Origin of the sequence: Candidatus Weimeria sp. HCP3S3_B5 (genome assembly GCF_052064335.1) — a bacterium.
Taxonomy (GTDB): domain Bacteria; phylum Bacillota; class Clostridia; order Lachnospirales; family Lachnospiraceae; genus Weimeria.
This window is the reverse complement of record NZ_JBQHVU010000007.1, coordinates 66623-84047: the sequence shown is the minus strand read 5'-3', so window position 1 is coordinate 84047 and position 17425 is coordinate 66623. Positions and strand designations below refer to the sequence as shown.

The 17425-nt window shown below is 46.5% G+C and carries 13 protein-coding genes and 1 pseudogene; 2 read left to right on the top strand and 12 right to left on the bottom strand.

Features of this window, described 5'->3' with window-relative positions; genetic code table 11:
• Positions 1-43: 43 nt before the first annotated feature.
• The 3 genes and pseudogenes from acpP to rho form a co-directional block, all read right to left on the bottom strand.
• Entirely contained in the window at positions 44-280 is a 237-nt protein-coding gene (gene acpP, locus ACTNCK_RS05120; RefSeq protein ID WP_441081359.1) for an acyl carrier protein, read from the bottom strand.
• Positions 281-1299, bottom strand: a pseudogene (gene plsX / locus ACTNCK_RS05115) (phosphate acyltransferase PlsX).
• A 61-nt stretch (positions 1300-1360) separates the two neighbouring features.
• Positions 1361-3109, bottom strand: coding sequence for a transcription termination factor Rho (rho, locus tag ACTNCK_RS05110; protein ID WP_441081358.1), 1749 nt, complete (start codon positions 3107-3109; stop codon positions 1361-1363).
• Positions 3110-3299: 190 nt separating this feature from the next.
• Between rho and ACTNCK_RS05105 the strand changes: the two genes are divergently transcribed.
• Together ACTNCK_RS05105 and ACTNCK_RS05100 are read left to right on the top strand one after the other, a co-directional pair.
• The gene (locus ACTNCK_RS05105; protein WP_441081357.1) at positions 3300-4463 is read left to right on the top strand and encodes an NAD(P)-dependent malic enzyme; all 1164 of its coding nucleotides are present in this window, start codon (positions 3300-3302) and stop codon (positions 4461-4463) included.
• Entirely contained in the window at positions 4463-4972 is a 510-nt protein-coding gene (locus ACTNCK_RS05100; RefSeq protein ID WP_441081355.1) for a DUF4364 family protein, read from the top strand. The genes ACTNCK_RS05105 and ACTNCK_RS05100 overlap by 1 nt, the downstream gene beginning before the upstream one ends.
• Here ACTNCK_RS05100 and leuD read toward each other — a convergent pair.
• The 9 genes from leuD to nifJ all read right to left on the bottom strand — a co-directional run bounded on the left by leuD (position 4962) and on the right by nifJ (position 17288).
• Positions 4962-5447, bottom strand: a complete 486-nt coding sequence (leuD, locus tag ACTNCK_RS05095) for a 3-isopropylmalate dehydratase small subunit (protein WP_441081353.1) — start codon at positions 5445-5447, stop codon at positions 4962-4964. The two genes, ACTNCK_RS05100 and leuD, sit on opposite strands and share 11 nt — an antisense overlap.
• 25 nt (positions 5448-5472) lie before the next feature.
• Positions 5473-6735 carry a 3-isopropylmalate dehydratase large subunit gene (gene leuC / locus ACTNCK_RS05090; RefSeq protein WP_441081352.1) on the bottom strand — a complete coding sequence of 421 codons (1263 nt, stop codon included), beginning with the start codon at positions 6733-6735 and terminating at the stop codon, positions 5473-5475.
• A 103-nt stretch (positions 6736-6838) separates the two neighbouring features.
• Positions 6839-7867: a glycoside hydrolase family 5 protein gene (locus tag ACTNCK_RS05085; protein WP_441081351.1), complete on the bottom strand. Its 1029-nt coding sequence runs from the start codon at positions 7865-7867 to the stop codon at positions 6839-6841.
• An 86-nt stretch (positions 7868-7953) separates the two neighbouring features.
• Positions 7954-8979, bottom strand: coding sequence for a ketol-acid reductoisomerase (gene ilvC / locus ACTNCK_RS05080; RefSeq protein WP_441081350.1), 1026 nt, complete (start codon positions 8977-8979; stop codon positions 7954-7956).
• 46 nt (positions 8980-9025) lie between these two features.
• Complete coding sequence (gene ilvN, locus ACTNCK_RS05075; RefSeq protein WP_441081349.1) at positions 9026-9547, bottom strand: acetolactate synthase small subunit; 522 nt, start codon at positions 9545-9547, stop codon at positions 9026-9028.
• Positions 9548-9786: 239 nt separating this feature from the next.
• Positions 9787-10413, bottom strand: coding sequence for a 4'-phosphopantetheinyl transferase family protein (locus ACTNCK_RS05070; protein WP_441081348.1), 627 nt, complete (start codon positions 10411-10413; stop codon positions 9787-9789).
• Positions 10414-10436: 23 nt separating this feature from the next.
• On the bottom strand, positions 10437-12110 hold the full coding sequence (locus ACTNCK_RS05065) for a putative manganese-dependent inorganic diphosphatase (RefSeq protein WP_441081347.1): 1674 nt from the start codon (positions 12108-12110) through the stop codon (positions 10437-10439).
• A gap of 4 nt (positions 12111-12114) precedes the next feature.
• The gene (locus ACTNCK_RS05060; RefSeq protein WP_441081346.1) at positions 12115-13557 is read right to left on the bottom strand and encodes a hypothetical protein; all 1443 of its coding nucleotides are present in this window, start codon (positions 13555-13557) and stop codon (positions 12115-12117) included.
• 215 nt (positions 13558-13772) lie between these two features.
• Positions 13773-17288: a pyruvate:ferredoxin (flavodoxin) oxidoreductase gene (gene nifJ / locus ACTNCK_RS05055; RefSeq protein ID WP_441081401.1), complete on the bottom strand. Its 3516-nt coding sequence runs from the start codon at positions 17286-17288 to the stop codon at positions 13773-13775.
• Between the last annotated feature and the right edge of the window lie 137 nt (positions 17289-17425).

Below are 17425 nucleotides of genomic sequence, written 5' to 3'. Positions count from 1 at the left end.
TCCAAAATAACTCCTTAAAAAGCCCCCTTACGGGGGCATCTGCTTAGTCTTCTCCCTTTGTCTGTCTGATCAGATCGACTGCATCGCCTACAGTCCTTATCTTTTCAGCCTGATTCTCATCTATCTCGATCCCAAGCTCGTCCTCGACTGCCATTATGATCTGATAGACGTCAAGTGAATCTGCTCCAAGATCGTCTATAAATGTGGTATCAGACGTGATATCGTCAGGGTCTACAGACAGCACATCGGCTATGATCTTCTTCAACAGGTCCAGTTCCATTTACTGTTCCTCCTTTTTTGAACTTATCCTTTCAAGAATCTTTCCGTTTATATCTTCCTTTGAGAATGCGCTGCACTGAAGTATAGCATTCTTTATCTCTACTGCCTTGCTTGAGCCATGGGCCTTTACCACTAGACCCTTTAGTCCCAGAAGAGGCGCTCCACCGTACCTCGATGCATCGTATGCCTTCATGGACTTCTTTAGGGACGGCAGTATAAGTGCTGCACCGACCTTCGAGCGGACAGAGGATGTAAGGGTCTCCTTTAATACCGATCCAAGCATTTTGGCTGTACCCTCATAGGTCTTCAGGGCTACATTTCCTGCGAAGGCCTCTGTTACGACTACATCTGCTGCTCCGAATGGAAGGTCTCTGGCCTCTACCGGCCCTATGAAGTTTATATCGTCACATTCCTTCAGGAGAGGAAGAGTCTCCTTTACCAGAGCGTTGCCCTTCTCCTCCTCGGTCCCTATGCTTAAGAGTCCCACAGTCGGGTTCTTTTTCTTCAGGACATTTTCCATATAGACTGAACCCATCCTGGCAAATGACAGCAGATGCTCCGGCCTTGCGTCCACATTGGCTCCGCAGTCTATGAGAAGGGAAACTCCCTTCCTTGTAGGGATGACCGGAGCAAGCGGCGCCCGCTTCACTCCTGGAAGCTTCCTACTATAAGCTGCCCTCCAACCAGAATGGCTCCTGTGGATCCGGCTGATACGAATGCATCGGCCTCACCCTCCTTTACAAGCATAAGTCCTCTTACCAGCGAAGAATCCTTCTTCTGTCTTATGGCTCGTACCGGCGGCTCTGCCATCTCTATGACCTGAGTCGTATTACAGATCCTGATACGATCCATAGGAGCATCGCTAAAGGCTGAAAGTTTCTCCCTTATCGTATCCTCGGGTCCTGTGAATATGATCTCAATATCATCTCTGGCCAGAAGCGCTGCGCAGGCTCCCTTTATGATCTCATCCGGTGCGTTGTCGCCTCCTTGCGCATCCACTACTATTCTCGTATTATTCATTTTTCACCTCAAAAATACAGAGTCTAATATACTATATCTGTTCCTGTAATGCAACATCACCCTACATCTGGCTCATAAGCTTACTTACGAACTCTGCGTTGGTAGAGGTAGACTGCATTGTGGCGATTATGGTCTCTGCGCTTTCCTCACTCTTTAAGCCTGAGAGATCTCTTCTCATTTTCTCGGTGACAAGCCTCTCATCCTGATTATAGAGCAGGTCGTCTCTTCTTGTGGATGACTTGGCCAGATCTATTGCCGGGAAGACTCTCTTCTCTGAGAGACTTCTGTCGAGGACAAGCTCCATATTGCCTGTGCCCTTGAATTCCTCATAGACTACATCATCCATCCTTGATCCTGTATCTATAAGCGCTGTCGCAAGGACTGTAAGGGAGCCTCCCTCCTTCATATTTCTTGCTGCTCCGAAAAATCTCTTCGGCATATGAAGGGCTGCAGGATCAAGTCCACCGGAGAGTGTACGTCCTGATGGCGGTACTGTAAGGTTATAGGCTCTTGCAAGTCTTGTAATGGAATCCAGAAGGATCATCACATCCTGTCCCAGCTCGACTCTTCTCTTGGCATGCTCTATTACCATCTCAGAAAGTCTCTTGTGGTTCTCCGGAGTCTCATCGAAGGTAGAGGCTATGACCTCACAGTGTCCACCGAAATTCTCGACCGTCTCCTTCATATCTGTGACCTCTTCCGGTCTCTCATCGACTAGAAGGATCATCAGATGGATCTCCGGATTATTCTTCATTACAGACATTGCGACCTGCTTTAAGAGCGTGGTCTTTCCTGCCTTAGGCGGAGATACTATCATTCCCCTCTGGCCCTTTCCTATAGGGGAAATGAAATCCATTATCCTTACTGCTATAGATCCGCCCGGCCTCTCAAGCCTTATTCTCTCATTAGGGAAGATAGGAGTGAGCTTCTCAAACGGTGTTCGTCTGGTGCAGGCATCTGGGTCTATTCCATTTATATTTTCTATGAATAAAAGCGCGCCGAATTTATCATTTGGATTATTGCGTCTGGTCTGCCCTGTGATCACATCTCCTGTACGGAGCTTGAATTTCCTGATCTGTGACTGGGAAACATATACATCATTTTCGCTCTGCAGATATCCGGCTGTACGAAGGAAACCATATCCCTCTGACATGATCTCAAGCATTCCCTGACATGGCTTTGCATCGTCATAATGTGGAATCTCGTTGGTTTCGGTCTTTACCTGGACTGGCTGTGAGCTTTCAGTATTTCTCACCTTCTCACGGTCCTCATCATAATTATTCTGATAGCTGTGCTGGGTATATGACCTGTGCTGATTATTATTATAGGCCCTGTGCTCATTTCCAGTATTTCTGCTGCGGGAATATTTCTGATTGCCTGCATAGGTACGTCCCTGACCGCTGTACTGGGAATTCCTGTTATTCTGATCTTTCCTGTGATATGGACGCCTGACCCTCTTCTGGTCCTGGACTGCGGTCTCTGTTCCCTCTTTTTTTTCTTCAGGAGAATCTGCTATCTCTTTAGTCTGTATAGCCTCTGCTGCAGCTGGCAAAGCCTTCTCTGCAGTCTCATCTGCTGTATCTATCCGCCCCTCCTTCTTCGCATCCTTAGGAGGTCTTCCTCTTTTCTTTGCCGGGTTTGCTATCATGGCAGGATCGCTTTCTCCGGCCGCTACCGCTGCATCATACTTCCTGTGGACTGAAATGATAGTTGCCTTGCTCTTTCCGGTCACACCCCTTATGCCTCTTTCTCTGGCCAGGTCCTTTAATTCAATGACCGACATCGAGCTGTATTTGTCTGTTTCCTTCATAAATATCCTTTCGCGAAAGATTACTTGCTGATATAGCATCAATCAGAATTCTCATGAAAATGGGGAAAATCTTTAAAAAAATGTTTCTTATTCGAATTATAACTAAACATGCGTCCGATTGCAAGCCTTATTTTTTTCTGCTATTATTATCTGCGGAATTATTGACTGTTCATATGCAAAGGAGATAAGAATGGATATCAATGAGGAAGCCATGAAGCTTCACAGAGAATGGAATGGAAAGATTACGACCGAGCCCAGGATGAAGGTAACCGACAGACATGACCTGTCTGTCACCTATACCCCCGGAGTTGCCGCTCCATGTCTTTACATCGCCAAAAATAAAAGGGCTGCCTACGACTATACTATAAAAGGCAACACTATTGCTGTCGTATCCGACGGATCCGCTGTGCTTGGCCTTGGAAACATAGGTCCTGAGGCTGCTCTACCTGTAATGGAGGGCAAATGCGTCCTCTTCAAGGCCTTCGGTGGAGTAAATGCTTTTCCTATTGTGCTTTCCACCCAGGACACCGAGGAAATAATAGCCGCTGTAAAGGCGATCGCTCCTACCTTCGGCGGTATCAACCTGGAGGACATCTCTGCTCCGCGCTGCTTCGAGATAGAGGAGCGTCTTAAGGCAGAGCTTGACATACCTGTCTTCCATGATGACCAGCATGGTACGGCCATAGTCCTTCTTGCCGCTATAATAAATGCCCTAAAGGTCACCGGACGTAAGGTGGAGAATACCTCTATCGTGGTAAACGGGGCCGGCTCAGCCGGAATTGCTATCACAAGGCTCCTTCTCACCTATGGCTTCAGGGACATCACCATGTGTGACAAGTCCGGCATCCTCTCAAAGGACAGCAGTGACCTCAACTGGATGCAGAAGAAGATGACAGAAGTCACCAACCTGTCCGGAAAGAGGGGTTCTCTTGCCGATGCCCTTGTTGGCGCCGATGTATTTATCGGTGTATCCGCCCCTGGAATCGTGACCACCGATATGGTAAAAACCATGAATAAGGATTCGATCATATTTGCGATGGCTAATCCTACGCCTGAGATCATGCCTGACCTGGCAAAGCAGGGCGGTGCTGCTGTCGTCGGGACTGGCAGAAGCGATTTCCCTAACCAGGTAAATAACGTAGTTGCCTTCCCTGGCATCTTCAAAGGCGCTCTCGAATGCGGAGCAAAAGCAATCACAGAGGAAATGAAGCTTGCTGCCGCAAAGGCCATTGCCTCCCTTGTTCCTGATGACAAGCTAAGCGCCGACAATATAATGCCTGAGGCCTTTGACCCTGACGTTGCAGACGTTGTCGCTGCTGCTGTCCGTGATAATTACACCGGAGACAGGGACTGATGGCTGAGCTCGACCTGATCTATGAGATGGCTGAGCTGGGCCTTATCTCAAAGTCTGCCGATCCCGTCAGAGGTATAACGATCATCTCCTTTATGACAAACTATGACTACTGCGATTATTTCAAGGCCGTTCTTGCTCTTGAGACCCTAAGGAAGGCCGGCCTTGTCCATGACAGCGGCCATGACAGCTTTACCCTTACTGAAAAGGGCCATAAGACCCTCGAGGGTCTCCATGACAGGATCACTCCCGGCATGGAGGCTGACTACAAGGATTTCTACAAGAAAAATAATGAATTAAATGAAAAAAAGAGCACGATAAGAGCCCGCTATGATGCCCTTTCAGGGGGCAGAGGCTTCATCGTGCATTTAAGCTGCAAAAAATCCCGGCATACTCTCTTCGAGATCAACATGCATGTGATGACAAAGGAGCAGGCCGAGAATATATGCATGAACTTCAAGGTCCGTTACAACAGGACCTATGAAGCTATTATGGATGAGCTTATGAATTGATATAGTTTACAAGTCCGCCGGCATCTATGAGCTTCTGCATGAACTCAGGGAATGCCTGGCCCTTGAACTGCTCTCCTGTGGTCTCATCTGTGATGATACCGCTGTCGAAATCGACTGATACTATATCTCCCTCCTTTATCTTCTCTGAGGCTTCCTTGCTCTCTATGATGGGAAGTCCTATATTTATAGAATTCCTGTAAAATATCCTTGCGAATGTCTCTGCTATTACACAGCTTACTCCTGCTGCCTTTATTGCGATCGGAGCATGCTCTCTTGAGGAGCCGCAGCCGAAATTCTTTTCTGCTACTATTATATCTCCTGGCTTTACCTTGTTCACAAAGTCCCTGTCGATATCCTCCATGCAGTGCTTTGCAAGCTCAGATGGGTCTGAGGAGTTCAGATATCTGGCAGGAATGATCACATCGGTATCTATATTGTCTCCAAATTTATGAACTGATCCTTTTGCTGATTTCATATGTTTCCTTTCTTTATCACCCTGATCATGCTATCGTTGCCGGATCCGTGATATGTCCTGTGATAGCGCTTGCTGCCGCAACTGCCGGAGATGCGAGATAGATTTCCGAATCGGTAGCTCCCATCCTTCCGATGAAGTTCCTGTTCGTTGTCGAGACACATCTCTCACCGCTTGCTAAGATCCCCATATAGCCTCCGAGGCATGGACCGCAGGTAGGTGTTGAAACGACTGCTCCTGCCTCTATAAATGTCCTTATATATCCTGCCTCCATTGCATCGAGATATACCTTCTGTGTAGCAGGGATAACTATCACACGAAGTCCCTTCTTTACCTTTCTGCCCTTTAAGATCTCTGCTGCTATCCGAAGGTCAGACAGGCGGCCATTTGTACATGAACCGATCACTACCTGATCTATCTCCACATCACCGGCCTCATCCACTGTCCTTGTATTCTCAGGCAGATGAGGGAAGGAAACTGTAGGACGGAGCTTGCTCAGATCTATAGTATACTCTTTTGTATACTCTGCATCAGGATCTGCGTCGTAGATCACTGGCTTCCTGTCGGAATGTTCCTTTATATACTCAAGTGTCCTGTCATCGACAGGGAATATACCGTTTTTGCCGCCGGCCTCTATTGCCATATTGGCTATTGTAAATCTGTCATCCATTGAAAGAGCTGCGACTCCATCTCCGGTAAACTCCATCGACTGGTAAAGGGCTCCGTCTACTCCTATCATCCCTATGATATGGAGGATCACATCCTTTCCGCTGATGAATGGAGCCGGCTTTCCTACCAGGATGAACTTTATTGCTGATGGTACCTTGAACCAGGCCTTGCCTGTTGCCATTCCGGCTGCCATATCGGTAGAGCCCACTCCTGTAGAGAAGGCTCCGAGAGCACCGTAGGTACAGGTATGGGAGTCTGCTCCTATCACTGCATCCCCGGCTACTACAAGTCCCTTCTCTGGCAGCAGGGCATGCTCTATTCCCATCTCTCCTACATCATAGTAATTGGAGATGCACTTCTCACAGGCAAACTCCCTTACCTCCTTTACATGCTCTGCGCTCTTGATATCCTTATTGGGAACGAAATGATCCATTACAAGGGCTATCTTATCCTTGTCGAACACCTCCTGATTCTTGAGCTTCTTCATCTGATGAATAGCCACAGGAGACGTGATATCATTTCCGAGCACGAGATCCAGATCTGCCTCGATCAGCTCTCCGGCACTGACAGAATCAAGCCCCGCATGCCTTGCGAGGATCTTCTGTGTCATAGTCATTCCCATAATTATACTTTTCCTTTCCAAAAGATACAGATATTATCTTTTTATCGTTTTAACGTAACAGATCATATTATAACAATTCATCATAAAAAAATCCAGCTTATGCTCATCTGCTGTTCAAGGTCTTTTTCAGCCACTTTCCTGACTGGGTAAGGTCAGAGGTCTTCCAGCCAGAGGTCTTTTTGCAGGAGCTCTTTATTATAGAGGCTGTCTCATTCTTGTTGCAGAGACTCCAGTTGACATAGCTGATATGAAGCCTGTCAAGAAGCTTTATCCATTTATCCGACTCCTGCTTATTAAAGCCGCCGTTTCCTGAGGCATCACAGGTCCCATACTCTGATACAAAAACAGGAAGGCCCTTATCGTAGGCGTCAGACAGCTTTTTTCTCATATCATCTCTGTGTGTATTGGCATAGAAATGGAAGGCATATAGGACATTTTTATATTTGAGCGGATCTGATGCGGCTATGTCCACATCCTGCGACCAGGTAGGAGTACCTACTATGATAACGCTCTTGGGCGCATTTTTCCTTATGACTGGGATCACTTGCGATGCGTACTTCTTTATGTCCTTCCAGGATGTCCCGCTGTTCGGCTCGTTACAGATCTCATAGATCACGTTGGCATATTTACTATATTTTTTTGAAACCTTGTTGAAAAAACTTTTTGCTGCCTTTTTATGATCGAGCGGATTCGGATGTACATTAAGCACATGCCAGTCGATGATCACATACATATCATTGGCTGCTGCCGCCTTAACTCCTCTGTCTATCGTAGCAAGAAGCTTCTTTCTGTCGGCATTCCGATCGCAGTAGCCGCCCCATTCATCACTGTACATGGCTATACGGACCACATTTGCATGAAAAGATTTCTTAAGTGTTTTAAATGCCTTATCATTCACATAATCACCAAACGAGATTTGTCCGTCATCGCTGTTGAAATTGATACCGTGAGTGCTTACACCGCGAAGCTGGACTGTCTTGCCATTTTTATCGCAAAGATGCTTTCCACTGACCTTAAGGGCTCCATAATAGCGGCTACCGGCCTCTGCCACACAGCCACTTTGCATGACAAGTCCGGCAGCAAGCACAGTAACTAAAACGAAAATTATCAGTTTTTTTGAGAAATTATCCATCTGGCCTTCTCCTCTCTAAAAAAATCACCCCGCAAGGCATTGCTGCCCTGCGGAGCGAATAAAAATCACGATCCTAAATAACCGTATTAGTTGTTGATCAGCTTGTCCTCGCCGTCGTTCCAGCTGTAAAGCTTTCTGATCTGCTCGCCGATCTTCTCTGAAGGATGCTCTGAGTTCTTCTGACGCAGCATCTTGAAGTGTACCTGACGTCCTGCCGGGCTCATGTCAAGAAGGAAGTCCTTAGCGAAGGTTCCGTCCTGAATGTCTGAAAGAACTGCTTTCATGTTCTTCTTAACGTCCTCTGTGATGATACGAGGTCCTGATACATAGTCACCATACTCAGCTGTATTTGAGATAGAGTATCTCATGCCCTGGAATCCTGACTGATAGATCAGATCTACGATCAGCTTCATCTCGTGGATACACTCGAAGTATGCGTTTCTAGGATCATAACCTGCCTCGCAGAGAACCTCGAATCCTGTCTGCATCAGCTTGCAAACGCCGCCACAAAGAACTGCCTGCTCACCAAAGAGGTCTGTCTCTGTCTCTGTACGGAAGGTTGTCTCAAGAAGTCCTGCACGAGCTCCACCGATTCCTGCGCCGTAAGCTCTTGCGATGTCCCAGGCCTTTCCAGTTGCATCCTGCTGTACTGCGATAAGGCAAGGTGTTCCCTTTCCAGCCTGATACTCACTCCTTACTGTATGTCCTGGTGCCTTTGGAGCTATCATTGCCACATCTACATCTGCAGGTGGAACGATACAGCTGTAATGGATGTTGAATCCATGAGCGAACATAAGCATATTTCCTGCTTCAAGGTTCGGCTCGATATCCTGCTTATACATGTCAGCCTGCTTCTCATCCGGTGTCAGGATCATGATGATGTCAGCCCACTTTGCTGCTTCCGGAGTAGTAAGGACCTTAAGTCCCTGCTTCTCGGCCTTTGCCTTTGACTTGGAACCCTCATAGAGACCAACTACTACGTCGCATCCTGAATCCTTCAGGTTTAACGCATGAGCATGTCCCTGGCTGCCATAGCCGATGATAGCAATCTTCTTACCCTGAAGATATGACATATCACAGTCCTGCTGGTAAAAGATCTTTGCTTCTGACATAAAAAAGTCCTCCTTAAAAGTGATTGATAAAATATATGGAATGGTGCTACAAGGAGCGCCTCTTACCATCCTCGTCAAGCATGACCACGTCCTTAGTGCCACGGGTGAGTCCCGTGAGTCCGGTACGGGCCAGCTCCAGTATCTCATAATCCTCCAGCATATCGAGGAAGCTGTCAAGCTTGTCTGCCTTACCTGTGACCTCGATAACCATTGAATCCTTGGTCACATCGACACACTTGCCGTGGAAGATCTCACAGATAGAAAGCACTGACTGTCTGTCAGTATCCCTTGCTGATATCTTTACCAGCATGAGTTCTCTTGTGACTGAATCCTTAGGCTCTAAGGTCTTGATATCCACCACATCACAAAGCTTGGCTACCTGCTTCTCAATCTGCTCCAATATCATATCATCTCCGTGAGTCACGATAGTGATCCTTGTATATCTGGGATCAGCAGTAACTCCTGAGGAAAAGGAATCGATATTGTAACCTCTTCTTGAAAACAGTCCCGAAACATGGCTTAACAGTCCGGGAGTATTCTCAACCAGAATTGATAAAACCTTCTGCATCTGAGTTTCCTTTCTTTCGATGTCTACATTCTATCACTCTTTTTTCTCATGTCAAGAGTTTTTTTCAAGTATACGGTGAATTTCATTCAACTTTAATATTTATTACAGCAGGTTCATCAAGTCATGGCCTTATGACCGCTTGCGGTCACAGAGTGCTGTAATAAACAGTTAAGCCACTGAAAAGCGTTTCTGATAATAAACCATAGCCAATCATATACACAGCTTTTCTGGGGCAAAGATTACATTTCGTAATAGCACAGGCTCCCAACCACCTTATCACTGAATTGGTCCTGTTCAAAAAGCTTTTTTACCACAAGTCTCCCGGCCGTCCATTCTGACAGAACCGTCTTTTCTTCCTTAAGAAGCCTTGATAAGGGGATCCTAAGCGACTTCATAAGCGCCTCTTTCCTGGTCCAGAGCTCGAGAAATTTCAGGATAGGTGCATGGCTTTTCCTTACGGCCAGATATTCTTCCTCTGAAAAAAACCTGTCGGCAAGCCTGCTTACATCCTTTTTAAAGGCCCGCTCTATCTCCTCGATATCTATTCCTATGCTTTTTGATGAATCACTTGTGAAAGCCAGAGCTGTGAAATTGCCGCTATGACTGATAGAAATATCCCCTCTTCCGCCAGCTAAAAAAGGTCTCCCCTCACCGGTCTCCCTGTACAGCTCAAGCGGGATATGATAAATATTAAAGATCGCATATACAAGAGCCGAGGCGCTCCGGTAATCCCAGCTTTCACTGCGATTTCTGTATGGCTTCATCATCGGCTCTGTCTCCTCTACCTCCTGCGAGGTAAGATCATTTTTTTCACAGATAAGTATGCATATATCGTCTATATGATACTCCTTATACCAGCTGATCATTTCTCCTCCGTCATGCTCCTGCATCACTGCTCTTCCATAGCCTGAATAAGCGCCGGAATGACCTGCTTCTTTCTCGATACTACTCCCGGAAGGAAAATATAGCTTCCGGCCGTATCAGAAAGCGCCTCTCTGCCTGGAAAAGCATCCTTTACTGTAACATCCGCACCCTCCCCGGCACAGATCAGTCTGGACGACTGGTCTAAGATATTTGTAAGCATCACATATACCTGGTTCAGATTACGGTCCGAAAGAACCTGCTTCATATAGTCAGGCAGATTTTTCCTGATATCATTAAGCTGCTTGTCTGAAACCGCAGAGATCTGTGATACTCCGAAGTCTATATCTCCCTGTGAAAAGGTCTTGAAATCCTGATAGAAGATCTCAGATATAGTCTTGCTGGCGAAATTGCTGCCGGCCTCGAACATAGCCATGGCATGCTGCTTGATATCGACTCCTGCTATTTTTGCAAGCTCAGCGGCTGCAGCCCTGTCGGTATCTGTACATGTCGGAGACCGAAACATCAATGTATCGGAAAGTATAGCCGACAGCATAAGGCCTGCCATCTGAGGATTGACCTTTACTCCTCTTTCCTGATACATCTGATAGATTATAGTAGAGCAGCATCCAAGCGGCATATTCCTGAAAAAGATAGGCGATATGGTCTCAAGTGATCCAATCTTATGATGATCGACTATCTCCAGTATATCTGCCTCGGCAATTCCATCCACTGCCTGACTCTTTTCGTTGTGATCGACAAGGATTACCCGCTTTTTCTCGGGATTCAAAAGATTCCTTCTGGAGAACATACCTATATATCTCTGATGCGCATCAAGTATAGGGAAATCACGATGTCTGACCTTACCTATGACCTTTGTGACCTCATCCAGATAATCAGTCTCATCGAAGGTTATCAGATTTTCCTTTGTCATGAAATAACGAATAGGAATGCTCTGGTTTATAAGTCTGGCCGTGGTGAAGCTGTCATATTCCGTCGTTATCAGCACGCAGTCTATGGCCTCTGCTGTCTTTACTATCTGAGGATCTACCTCCTTGACACCTGTCACTATCATGCAGCCAGGTATCTCCTCAAGGACTGCCTTCTGACTGTCAAGGACATTTCCAAGAATGACAAGGTCATCTCCATCGACCTCAGTCCTTATAGTCTCAACATCTCCTGATGCTACGACGACCTTGCCATGATTAAAATAGGCGTGTGGATTGCCGCAGACCAGACGGCCGTTTAATGTCTCTATTATATTCTTGTACTGGGTCCTGGCACGTCCTAACTCCCTGTTATCATATACGTCCATATAAGAATAGGCGATATCGCCATTTACGATAACGCCAAGGAGCCTGCCGTCAGGCCTTACCACAGGAAGAGTGACTACATCGAGCTGTCTCATAAGGGCCCAGGCCTTCTTAAGCGACAGATGCTCATTTACTCCTTCTGTTCTTCTGTAATCCATGTCCTTTATCTGGGTCCCTACGCTCCTTACTGTATCAGGCTCGCTTACATGGAACTTGTTCAGGACATATCTTGTCTCTTCGTTTATCGGCCCCGCCTTTTTGGGTACGAAATCTCCCTCCTCCGTCTGATTCTTCAGATTCGCGTAGGCTATCGCTGCACAGATCGAATCCGTATCAGGATTCTTATGACCTATAACCCATACCGGGCGCTTTCTCTTAAGCTTTTCCATCAATTCAGATTCCAAATATATTTAAAATATTTTCAGGTAATATACCTATCTTCATAAGTATCAGAACGGCCGAGATTCCGAGATTTAAGATCGCAACGATAAGAAGCACTCCGAAGCGTCCCTTCAGTGAATGGTATTTCTCATCGATCGAAATATCAAGCTGCTCACTGTGGTCCATCTCCTTCATTGTATCTGAAATATTCCTGTAGACCTTGACATTTTCGGAATGGATCTTCTCTGAGAGCTCCTCCTTCATCTCCTGAAGGCTCTTGTCCTCTGATGCCTTTGCCAGATAATCCTTGATCTCTGTAACTGATGAATTAACCTTATCCATCACTCCGGCAATCTTTGCCGATTCCTCTTTATTTTCTCTGCTGATCTGACTCGAAAGTCCTCCGCCAAGTCCTGCTACCTCCTTCTTAACTGAGCTAAGCATTCTGTCAACCTGGCTTTCCACAGTAGTGACGAGAGAGTCAGCCTCCTGCTGCTTCTTTACCAGCTCGTCCTGAAGGGCGGCTATTCTTTTCTCCTTATCGGAGATCTGGTTTTCCTTCTTTCTGACCTCGGTCTCTAAGGATACGACCTTCTTCTGATTGGCATCGATAAGACCTGAAAGCCTTACTGCCTTATCCCTGAAGGCATCGATCTGCTGTAGCAGTGCATCCTCTGTCTTATCAGATGAAGAGCCCTGATAATCGAACTTCTCCTCAGTATCCTGATCAGGCTCCGTATAGGATGAGAATGGCGCTGTAAAGTCCTCCTGATCCTCTGCTTCTTCCTCTTCCCCATCAAAAGCTTCGTTAACGGAATCCTCTACTGAGTCCTCATATGGTGTCTCTGAAGAAAGGATGCTTGCTGCATGGCCTCTGTCTGCCTTTTTCTCTCCGAGAAGGTCTGCTGCACTATTATCCTTGTATCCACTATCCTGCTCAAGAATAGATTCGGTTTCATTATGATCGGAATCATCAGTCCCCATAAGATCGGAATCATCAAATGAGTCATCCGTCTTGGGCTCATAATTATAGTCTGTACCAGTTTCCGTTGAAGGCTCATAGTCTAAAGCAGCTTCCGATGAAGTCTCATAGTCTGTATCAGGCTCCGTCGAGGTCTCATAATCTGCAGCAGGATCGGATGAAGTCTTATCATCTGTATTCCAAGTCTCCTGATCAGGATAATCATCATCCTGATTCAGAATGATCTGTCGCTCTTCTTCCTCAGGCTCTGAAGAAGAATGCCCCTTAAGCAGATCGGATGCCTTTACACTCTTTATCTCATCATCAGATGATAGTCTGCGACTGTCAGCCTTTTTCTCCGCCAGTACTTTATCTAGTAAGCTGTCCAGATCTGAGATCTCTGTATTGACATCTGAAAATGATGTTGTATTGCTTTTGGAACTCTCCGATACTGATCTGTCTTCATTATCGTTTACTTTTTTAAAAAAACTCATAACTTCTCCAGCTATATCCTCTCTCAAGCAGGTTGATATCAGATAACTGACTCTCTTCTTCCCGGTATCAGTTATCACCATTTCGCACTTCTAGTTCAGGTTCTTTATAAAATCTCTATATATTGTACCATTTCATTTTATCGGTTGCAATAGAAATTTCAATAAAAAAGCGGTGCCGTTTCCGGCACCGCCCTTATTTATATTCTGTGAAGAAATTACTCTGCCTTGTAAAGATCTACCATCTTTGTAAGGTACTTATAGTGTTCCTTCGACTCTTCCTCAGACTCAGCGAAGAGCTTAGCTGCCTTGTTAGGATTGAACTTAGCAAGTGCTGCGTATCTGTTCTCGCCCTTAAGGAATTCCTGATAGTCTCCTGTAGGAGCCTTGGAATCGAGTGAGAATGCATCCTTGCCTTCCTTGGCAAGCTCAGGGTTGAAACGGAAGTTGAACCAGTAACCTGCCTCAACCGCAAGCTTCTCCTCTGTCATAGCCTTGCTCATGCCCTTCTTGATACCATGGTTGATACATGGAGCATAAGCGATGATCAGTGAAGGGCCTGGATAAGCCTCAGCCTCAGCGATAGCCTTTACTGCCTGAGCCATGTTTGCGCCCATGGCGATCTGAGCTACATATACATAGCCATATGACATAGCCATGCCTGCGAGATCCTTCTTCTTTGTGTCCTTTCCGCCTGCAGCGAACTGAGCTGTAGCACCGCAAGGTGTAGACTTAGAAGACTGACCACCTGTATTTGAATAAACCTCGGTGTCGTAAACCATGATATTGATATCCTTGCCGGAAGCAATTACATGATCGAGACCGCCATATCCGATATCATAGGCCCAGCCGTCACCACCGAATACCCACTGTGACTTCTTGGAAAGGAAATCCTTCTCAGCAAGAACTGCCTTTGCAGCCTCGCTTCCATCCTTCTCAAGCTCAGCTACGAGCTTATCGGTAGCAGGTCCATTAAGGATTCCGCTTGCGAATGTATCGTTCCACTCCTTGATAGCGTCTGCAAGAGAGCCTGTGGCGTTCATGTCATCGAGCTGTCTCTTTAATCTGTCACGGATAGCTCTCTGAGCAAGAAGCATACCATAACCGAACTCTGCAGCATCCTCAAACAGTGAGTTGGACCATGCAACACCCTTACCCTCGTCATTTACAGTGTAAGGAGTAGATGGTGAAGAGTTACCCCAGATAGATGAGCATCCTGTTGCGTTTGCTACATACATTCTGTCACCGAAGAGCTGTGTGATAAGCTTAGCATAAGGTGTCTCACCGCAGCCGCCGCATGCGCCTGAGAACTCAAGAAGAGGCTTCTTGAACTGTGAACCCTTTACAGATGTAACCTTGAACTTATCAACTATATCTTCCTTCTCAGGAAGTGATACCGCATAATCGAAGAAGGCCTGCTCTCCCTCGTTCTCCTCGAACGGAGACATTGTAAGAGCGCTGACAGGGCAGACATTTGAGCATGAGCCGCAGCCTGTGCAGTCGAATGCGGATACATTGATAGCGAACTTGTATCCGTCCATGCCTGTCATATCCTTCATCTTCATTCCTTCCGGAGCCTTTGAAGCCTCATCGGCTGTCATAGCTACCGGACGGATAGCTGCGTGAGGGCATACAAGTGAACACTGGTTACACTGGATACACTTTGTGACATCCCATACAGGTACGTCTGTTGCAACTCCACGCTTCTCGAATGCAGCTGTTCCTGAAGGTGTTGAACCATCTGCATATTTCTTTACTACTGATACAGGGATTGTGTTACCCTGCTGAGCGTTAACCTTCTGCTGGATTTCCTTTACGAATTCAACAGCATCTGCTCTGTCGCCCTTAACAGCAACTGAAAGGTCATCATCCTTGCAGTTCTTCCAGCTCTCAGGTACGTTAACCTTGTGATAAGCGGTGGCACCTGCATCGATGGCATCCCAGTTCATCTTTACGATGTCATCACCCTTACGAGCGTATGAAGCCTTTGCTGCATCCTTCATGAGCTTTATTACCTGCTCCTCAGGGATCAGCTTTGTCAGTGAGAAGAATGCTGACTGAAGGACAGTATTGATACGCTTTCCAAGTCCGATCTCCTTACCGATCTTGACACCGTCGATGATGTAGAAGTTGATGTTGTTCTCTGCTATGTATCTCTTTACCTGTCCAGGAAGCTTCTCATCGAGCTCATCCTCGCTCCACTGTGTATTGAACAGGAAAGTACCGCCAGGAACAAGATCCTGAACCATATTGTACTTGTAGATGTATGCTGTGCAGTGACATGCTACGAAGTTAGCCTGTGAGATCAGATATGTGGATCTGATAGGCTGATGTCCGAAACGAAGGTGTGAAATAGTAACACCACCGGACTTCTTTGAATCATAATCGAAGTATGCCTGTGCATACATGTCGGTATTGTCACCGATGATCTTGATGGAGTTCTTGTTGGCTCCGACTGTACCATCGGCTCCAAGTCCCCAGAACTTGCAGTTCGTGGTTCCCTCTGGTGTAGTAACAGGGTTCTCCTTGACCTCAAGTGAAAGGTTTGTTACATCATCTGTGATACCGATAGTAAATCTTGGCTTCTCTGTATTTCTGAATACAGCGATAATCTGTCCTGGTGTAGTATCCTTTGATCCAAGTCCATAACGACCAGTGTAAACTGGAACGCTCTCGAACTCTGAACCCTTGAGGGCTGCTACAACATCAAGGTAAAGAGGCTCACCGATTGAACCCGGCTCCTTTGTCCTGTCAAGAACTGAGATCCTCTTGACTGACTTAGGGATTACTGAAAGGAGAGCTTCCTTTACGAACGGACGATAAAGCCTTACCTTTACTACGCCGACCTTCTCACCTTCCTTGCGGAGATAATCGATTGTCTCATCAATGGTCTCGTTGACTGATCCCATAGCGATGATAACGCTCTCTGCATCCGGATCTCCATAGTAGTTGAAGAGCTTGTAGTCTGTTCCGATCTTCTCGTTGATCTTGTCCATGTACTTGGTGACGATAGCTGGAAGAGCGTCATAAGCGCTGTTGCAAGCCTCACGTGTCTGGAAGAAAAGATCAGGGTTCTGAGCGCTTCCCATTTCTCTTGGGTGCTCAGGGTTAAGAGCATTCTCTCTGAATGCCTCTACCTGCTTCATATCAAGCATATCTGCGAGATCTTTGTAATCCCATGTCTCGATCTTCTGGATCTCATGAGATGTACGGAATCCATCGAAGAAGTTGATGAATGGTACATGTCCCTCAAGTGCAGCAAGGTGAGCAACAGGCGTGAGATCCATGACCTCCTGGACTGATGACTCGCAAAGCATTGCGACACCTGTCTGACGGCAGGCATAAACATCTGAATGATCACCGAAGATATTCAGAGCGTGTGAAGCCACGCAACGAGCTGATACATTGAATACTCCCGGAAGTCCTTCACCTGCGATCTTGTACAGGTTAGGGATCATAAGGAGAAGTCCCTGTGATGCTGTAAATGTGGTTGTAAGTGCTCCTGCTGCAAGTGATCCGTGAACAGCTCCTGCTGCTCCGGCCTCAGACTGCATCTCTGTGATCTGAACTGTCTGTCCGAAAATATTCTTACGGCCGGCAGTTGCCCATTCATCTGTGGCCTCAGCCATTACAGACGAAGGTGTGATAGGATAGATGGCTGCTACATCTGTGAATGCATAGGATGCATGAGCGGCAGCATGGTTTCCATCCATGGTCTTCATTGATCTCTTGATCATGTGTCTGTGTTCCTCCTATACTATACTTGTCATAACTTTCCTTAAGCCCGAAGGCATAAAGAAACGGCCTTACGCCGTTACGTTATCCTTAATAAGTGTAGTATTTTCATAAATAAAATTCAATGTTTTTTCCA

What these genes read in the sequence shown, in the direction of transcription:
- acpP (WP_441081359.1), bottom strand. Translation starts at nt 280, where the DNA reads ATGGAACTGGACCTGTTGAAGAAGATCATAGCCGATGTGCTGTCTGTA.
- rho (WP_441081358.1), bottom strand. Translation starts at nt 3,109, where the DNA reads ATGAAGGAAACAGACAAATACAGCTCGATGTCGGTCATTGAATTAAAG.
- ACTNCK_RS05105 (WP_441081357.1), top strand. Translation starts at nt 3,300, where the DNA reads ATGGATATCAATGAGGAAGCCATGAAGCTTCACAGAGAATGGAATGGA.
- ACTNCK_RS05100 (WP_441081355.1), top strand. Translation starts at nt 4,463, where the DNA reads ATGGCTGAGCTCGACCTGATCTATGAGATGGCTGAGCTGGGCCTTATC.
- leuD (WP_441081353.1), bottom strand. Translation starts at nt 5,447, where the DNA reads ATGAAATCAGCAAAAGGATCAGTTCATAAATTTGGAGACAATATAGAT.
- leuC (WP_441081352.1), bottom strand. Translation starts at nt 6,735, where the DNA reads ATGGGAATGACTATGACACAGAAGATCCTCGCAAGGCATGCGGGGCTT.
- ACTNCK_RS05085 (WP_441081351.1), bottom strand. Translation starts at nt 7,867, where the DNA reads ATGGATAATTTCTCAAAAAAACTGATAATTTTCGTTTTAGTTACTGTG.
- ilvC (WP_441081350.1), bottom strand. Translation starts at nt 8,979, where the DNA reads ATGTCAGAAGCAAAGATCTTTTACCAGCAGGACTGTGATATGTCATAT.
- ilvN (WP_441081349.1), bottom strand. Translation starts at nt 9,547, where the DNA reads ATGCAGAAGGTTTTATCAATTCTGGTTGAGAATACTCCCGGACTGTTA.
- ACTNCK_RS05070 (WP_441081348.1), bottom strand. Translation starts at nt 10,413, where the DNA reads ATGATCAGCTGGTATAAGGAGTATCATATAGACGATATATGCATACTT.
- ACTNCK_RS05065 (WP_441081347.1), bottom strand. Translation starts at nt 12,110, where the DNA reads ATGGAAAAGCTTAAGAGAAAGCGCCCGGTATGGGTTATAGGTCATAAG.
- ACTNCK_RS05060 (WP_441081346.1), bottom strand. Translation starts at nt 13,557, where the DNA reads ATGAGTTTTTTTAAAAAAGTAAACGATAATGAAGACAGATCAGTATCG.